The following is a 4890-nucleotide window of genomic DNA, read 5'->3' on the forward strand; positions in this document are numbered from 1 at the left end:
CTTGTCCAGGTCGGATATCCCGCCGGGCCCGGACACGGCTACGCCTCGTCCTCGGCCGGCTCGTGGGCGTGCTTGAGCGCCATGCGGGCCCCGACGCGGTCGCCGGCTTCCACGGAGTCCCAGAAGGGGTGCGTGGACACGGTGATGCTGAGCTCCAGGAGCCGGGCGCGGAAGCGGGATACTTCGGCCTGGTCCTCGGTGTACCCCGGGCTGTCCGGCTTCGCGGAGATGTAGTTGCTGTGGAGCTGCTTGTCGCTCTCCCAGCCGGGCATCGGCTCGGCCGACCACGGCAAGGCAGCGGCGTACTTCTCGGACGCGGCACGCGTCTCGTCGAGGGCGATCTGGGCGTCGAGGAGGTCTTGCGGGAAGGGGAAGGTTTTCGGCACGCCCAAAGGGTACGTCTGTTCGAATTATGGATGCGAGTGGCGCACCGAACCGCCTCATAAGTTACAGAACGGGCAGGAGGCTTGGGCCCCACCGCGGTCTCGTCCGGATCGCCCCGGGCCGATGCGCTCGACGACCGGGAAGCCCCTGCCGGGCGGCGGACAGTGCCGACGGGGCCGGAATACCAAGATCGCAGCCCGAATTGGTGCGCTTATCGGAATTGCATGCGGATTGCCCGTCCGATGCCGACGAAAGTGTCCGATCGGACCGGACTTCTACAGGAAATGGGGGCATTTGCCCGAATGGCATTGGGCAGAGCGTGTCATTACGCTCACGGAGCGCGAACCCTCTCTTCTCACGGACCCGGGTTCGCGCTCCCAATGTGATGACGACCCAGGAGGTCTCTATGCCTTCGTCCCCGGATCACTTCCGAGCCAAACGCCTCTGGCGCCGACTCGCAGGTGACAGTAACAAACAGGTCGCGGCCGAGAACATGTCTGTCAACAGCGCGGCATCCACGGGCAACACCCCCCAGCCTGCCCCCGCCGCCGCCGCAGGCATCGCCTTCCCGCCGTTGCTCATCGTCCCCGGATCGCCCGGTTACACGGCCATGGCCCTCATGCTGGCCCCTGTGGCCCTGTGGGCGCTCGTCGTGTGGATGAGTACGCGCGGGAGTTCGAAGTCCCGCTGACGGACTCTCAGCAGTGTCCCGGGCACATTTCTCCGACGAAACGGCCGGGCGGACACCGCTTTTCATCACGAATCCCGGGCGGCGGAATCCCTTTCGTCGCCCGGGACCGGCCTGGCAGAGAGCGAAAACCATGGGGAACACATTTTCGTCGGACCACTGTAAACAGTGCGGGGGCAGACGGACACTGCGGCACACCGGACGACCCGGCGAGTACTGCAGCACCAAGTGCCGGCAGGCAGCCCACACCGAGCGCCGCAAAGGACTGCCTCCCGACACCTCCGACTTCGACCACCACCTCCACCGCGAGCTGGACGCCGCGTGCGCAGAGATCCGCGACCTGCAGCACGCCCTGCGCACTCCGGCCCCGGCAGTCGAGCAGCCGCTGGAACTCCTCCTGCAGTTGCAGCGGCGCATCGACCAGCTGACCACGCCCGTGGTGGGCCGCACGAAGCGCCTGGGCGCGTCGTGGGAGGTGATCGGCCGGCTCCTCGGCATGAACAAGGACACCGTGCGCAAGAAGTTCAACGCCTCGGTCGTAAAGCGCGCGCTGACCCGCGCCCACATCAAGGGCCCCGCCACCCGATCCGCACCCCGTCACATCCCGCCGGGCGAGCCCTTCGGGCCCCAGCCGCTCGCCATGCAGGCCGCCCCCCTCAGCCAGACCGACGCCGACACCGACCGCGACGGCGAGAACTCCGAACCCTCTCCAGACACCGGCCCCGCCCCCGGACCGGCAGACTTCGCCTGCGTCCTGAGCAACCTCCAACGCGCCTCCCGGTACAGCCTGCGAACGCTGAGCAAGAAGTCCGGACTCTCCCCCAGCTTCCTGTCACGGGCCATGAACGGCGAACGATTCCCGAGCTGGGAGGCGACAGCGGACATCGCCCGCGCCTGCGGCGCCGACCCCGAAGTCCTCAAAAAGGTCTGGGACGACGCCGACGCCCGACGCACCCGCAAGCCCCGGCCCGAGACACTCGCCTCCGCCCTGCGCTTCCTGCACCACCGGGCAGGAAACCCGACGCCCTCGTCGGTGTCCGCCAGCAGCGGCTACGCCCTCGCCCCGGACCGCATCACCAACCTCCTCAGCGGAACCACGATCGGCACCTGGGAAGAAGTCCAGACACTGATCCAGACACTCGACGGCGAGTACACCTACTTCGAGCCCCTCTGGAAGCAGGCGGCCGCCGCACGCACCGACCCTGCATCAGCTCCCCCACCACAGCCCCCGGGCCAGGGAACCACAAGCCGAATCGAAGAGCTCATCACCGCCTTCAACAACATCCTCACCACCACCAACCGCCCCACCACACCACGACGCCCCCTGCCCACCCCCATCCAGGGCGCCACCACCTGGGCCAGCCAATAACCCCCCGCCCACTCCCCAACGAGTTCATCGCCGTCGGCCCAGCCGGATTCAACAGGGCCGACGTAGCCGGCATCGAGCCGAGGCACGCCGAGAACCGCTACACGGCAACCTCGTACTTCACGACCGTGTCCGTGCAGTCCTTGGCGAGGGTCTCCAGCGCCGCGCGCTCCTTGTCGTCCGCGCTGAGCTTCCACCGAAGCTTCGTCGCGGTCCAGTCAGCGAGATAGGTGCACTTCGCGGACGCGGCCGGCGGCATCCACTCCGACGGGTCCTTATCCGCCTTGGACCGGTTCGTCTTCGCGGTGACCGCGACAAGACTGCGCTCGGCCCCGAGGTCATTGGCGTACCGCATGCGCCGCTCAGCGTCCCACTTCGACGCTCCGCTGTCCCATGCCTCCGCCAGGGGAACCATGTGGTCGATATCGAGCTTGCCCGCAGCGGTGACCGTGACCTCGTCGTAGTACGACAGCCACTCGCCTCCCGTCAGCGCGCACCGCGCCCCCTGCTCCGGCGCCTTGACCGCCTCCGCAAGCAGCACCTCGTTGCGCGTCGAGCAGCTGTCGCTGTCCTCGTCGATCCAGTGCTTGAAGCTGTCACGCCTGTACCCGTCACGCACTTCGTCCGCGCCCGGGATCTTCGCGATGGCCTCGGACAGTGACAGACCATTACCGCCCGCGGGAGCGCCCCCAGCGGCCGAGGATCCGGCCTCGGCCCGGTCGGTACCGGCAGACTCGGAGGCTGCCGGCTTCGAGTCGGACTCGCTCTTCGTGGCGCTGGGATTGCACGCGGCGAGTGACGCCACGAGCACTGCGGCGGCAATGGGAACGAAACGGCGCACGGACACGGTGAGATCTCCAGCTGGTCGGGGCTGATGAGCCCTCATGATTGCAGCCGGAGACAAGGTCCTGACACCGGGTCATGTGTGCTGGTCGTAGCCCCGCAGTGACAGGTGAGGTCACCGCCAGCACCGGGGGCAGTCTGCGGCCTCGGGCTCATCGCGGCTGCGCCCGGGCCGGGCCGAGCACGTACGCAGCAGCTCACCAGGCGGTGACCCACCGCAGCTCGTACGGTCGGACATGAGTGCCCTGACAGGACGGTGCTCCCGGGATGGCCCCGCGGTCACTTCGCACGTTCCGCAGGGCCACCCCACCCGTCAGGTCAGAGCATCCAGACGTGAGCGCCGGCCACCCTGGCGGCGACAGCCCCCGCCAGCAGGACGAGGCCCGTCCACGGGACCTTGTCCATGCTGACGTGGAACCCGCGGGCCCTGAACTCCACGTCGGGCCGCAGCTCTTCTCCCGTCTTCCCCGACTCGCGGCGTGCCGTCGTGCGCTTGCCCATGAAGCTCCTCCTTCGTCCATGCCGCATGGGTGCCGTGCGGCATGTGACGGCACTCTGGGGCAGAGGAGGGCAAGCCGCGCAACCCGCCTCTGACCTGCGATTTTTCCAGATCGGCGGGCGCCTATCACGTGAGGGGGTTAGCGGCGCAAGCCCCGAATGTCTGGTCGCTCGGACGCGCAGAGTGACAAGCCCTCAGGTAGTACCAGGGCCTGGTTCTCGTCGAAGTGGTCAACGTGACGGGGCCTTCGCGACGCTGCCCGTACGCATGCAACTGCGCCGAGTGGCAGCGGATCGGGACCAATACGTCCTGGCTATTTGGGTGCTCTGCTCTGCAGATTTCGCAGGAGTGCGAGGACGGCATCCTCGTCTTTGTCGTAGGCAGGCACCCGACGGTCCAGTTCATGCTCGGTGTCGCCCAGTGCGCGAAAGCCCTGCCGCAGCGCCCAAAGGGCCGCCTCAGGTTCGTGTTCCGCCATGTGCAGGCGAGCCAGACGCACAGACGCGTCGGCCAGTGCCTTCGTCATGGACGCCTTCATGTCCACAGCCCACTCGAACCGCCCTGGCCGGGGATCTGCGAAAAGCCGACCGCGGTGGCGGCCGTCTGGTGTTCGAGATCCGAGATCCAGCCAGACGCGCCTGGGAGGAGTGGAACCGCGAAGCCTCATATCGCGTGACGGAGATCCCGGATGTCGGCGCCGTCGAAAGCTGGGTCCAAGTGATCGAGGTGAGCGAGTCGCTGGTGACGTTCCGCTGGACCTACGTGTTCGCTGCGGACGGGCAGGTACTGACGTCGGACTCCACCTTGCGCTTCCGTGAGCGGCAGGAGGTCGAGATGGAGCTGATCGCGCAGGGCTATGAGGTGGAGGGCGTTCGCGACGCGCCCGACAGGCCGGGCAAGGAGTTCGTCTTCGTCGCGCGACGTTCGTAGCTCAGCCCAAGGGAGACTTCGCTGTCCCGCCTCGCTGAAGCTGAGGCACGGCGGCCGTCTGACCTGGTGTGTCTGAGGTTGAGTGAGAAGCCGTTGTCTTTCCGGCTGTGATAGCTGGGTTTCCGCTGGTCAGGCGTGAAGGAGCTTCTTCCGCAGTAGAGATGACACGTCGTGTCTTCT

The 4890-nt window shown here is 67.3% G+C and carries 6 protein-coding genes and 1 pseudogene; 3 read left to right on the plus strand and 4 right to left on the minus strand.

The window, feature by feature from the left end; all coding sequences use genetic code 11:
- Positions 1 to 38: 38 nt before the first annotated feature.
- On the minus strand, positions 39 to 386 hold the full coding sequence (locus tag ACIRJP_RS41940) for a hypothetical protein (RefSeq protein ID WP_404186411.1): 348 nt from the start codon (positions 384 to 386) through the stop codon (positions 39 to 41).
- Positions 387 to 877: 491 nt separating this feature from the next.
- Here ACIRJP_RS41940 and ACIRJP_RS41945 point away from each other — a divergent pair, with 491 nt between their 5' ends.
- Together ACIRJP_RS41945 and ACIRJP_RS41950 are read left to right on the plus strand one after the other, a co-directional pair.
- A complete protein-coding gene (locus ACIRJP_RS41945) occupies positions 878 to 1075 on the plus strand; it encodes a hypothetical protein (RefSeq protein WP_404186413.1) in 198 nt (65 codons plus the stop codon).
- 130 nt (positions 1076 to 1205) lie between these two features.
- Positions 1206 to 2441 (plus strand): helix-turn-helix domain-containing protein, encoded by a 1236-nt coding sequence (locus ACIRJP_RS41950; protein ID WP_404186415.1) that lies wholly within the window; start codon positions 1206 to 1208, stop codon positions 2439 to 2441.
- 97 nt (positions 2442 to 2538) lie between these two features.
- Here ACIRJP_RS41950 and ACIRJP_RS41955 read toward each other — a convergent pair whose 3' ends face one another.
- From ACIRJP_RS41955 to ACIRJP_RS41965, 3 genes are all read right to left on the minus strand, one after another.
- Positions 2539 to 3279, minus strand: coding sequence for an HNH endonuclease family protein (locus tag ACIRJP_RS41955; RefSeq protein WP_404186421.1), 741 nt, complete (start codon positions 3277 to 3279; stop codon positions 2539 to 2541).
- A gap of 320 nt (positions 3280 to 3599) precedes the next feature.
- Positions 3600 to 3782 (minus strand): hypothetical protein, encoded by a 183-nt coding sequence (locus tag ACIRJP_RS41960; RefSeq protein WP_404186417.1) that lies wholly within the window; start codon positions 3780 to 3782, stop codon positions 3600 to 3602.
- A 311-nt stretch (positions 3783 to 4093) separates the two neighbouring features.
- Positions 4094 to 4306 carry a hypothetical protein gene (locus ACIRJP_RS41965; protein WP_404186419.1) on the minus strand — a complete coding sequence of 71 codons (213 nt, stop codon included), beginning with the start codon at positions 4304 to 4306 and terminating at the stop codon, positions 4094 to 4096.
- 47 nt (positions 4307 to 4353) lie between these two features.
- On the opposite strand from ACIRJP_RS41965, the pseudogene ACIRJP_RS41970 reads away from it, so the two are divergent.
- A pseudogene (locus ACIRJP_RS41970) lies at positions 4354 to 4710 on the plus strand (SAM-dependent methyltransferase); the annotation flags it as partial.
- Between the last annotated feature and the right edge of the window lie 180 nt (positions 4711 to 4890).

The sequence above is a fragment of the Streptomyces sp. NPDC102437 genome (assembly GCF_044765565.1).
Lineage (GTDB): Bacteria > Actinomycetota > Actinomycetes > Streptomycetales > Streptomycetaceae > Streptomyces.